The sequence below is a fragment of the Proteus sp. fly-1067 genome (genome assembly GCF_040139345.1).
Classification (GTDB): domain Bacteria; phylum Pseudomonadota; class Gammaproteobacteria; order Enterobacterales; family Enterobacteriaceae; genus Proteus; species Proteus vulgaris_B.
Window position 1 is genome coordinate 1 of record NZ_JBEEUL010000288.1, and the last position, 514, is coordinate 514.

Below are 514 nucleotides of genomic sequence, written 5' to 3' on the forward strand. Positions count from 1 at the left end.
CGTACACGCTGGGGACCCTGATAGAGAAGGGCAATTATTGGTAGATGATGTTCTCGATTTTTTAAACCTTGAAGGTGAAAAAAGAAAGCAAGTTAAACGTTGTTTAATTAATGATCTCAACCCTCAAGCTGTTGAAAGAGCGATCGAACGTTTACGTGAAAACCGCGAATTTATCCCATTATGCGTTTCAGCATTAGCGCGAGCGCGAGCCGATTGGTTGTATGGCATTAATATGACTCGTGCCTATACCTTATTAGGACAACGAGGCGGTTACCAAGGCGTTCTTTCAGTTGGTCGGGTACAAACGCCAGTATTAGGTTTGGTTGTTCGCCGTGATGAAGATATCGAAAATTTTGTACCAAAAGATTATTTTGAAGTACGAGCGCATATCATCACGCCACAAGAAGAGCGTTTTGTAGCGATTTGGCAGCCGAGTGATTCCTGTATTGATTATCAAGATGAAGAAGGGCGTTTGTTTCATCGCCCTCTGGCTGAACATGTGGTATCACGTATT

Annotated in this window: 1 protein-coding gene; it reads left to right on the forward strand. The window is 43.0% G+C overall.

Annotated elements, in window-relative coordinates; genetic code table 11:
- A partial coding sequence (locus ABN217_RS20450; protein ID WP_349460035.1) for a DNA topoisomerase occupies positions 1-514 on the forward strand: 514 nt, incomplete at both ends.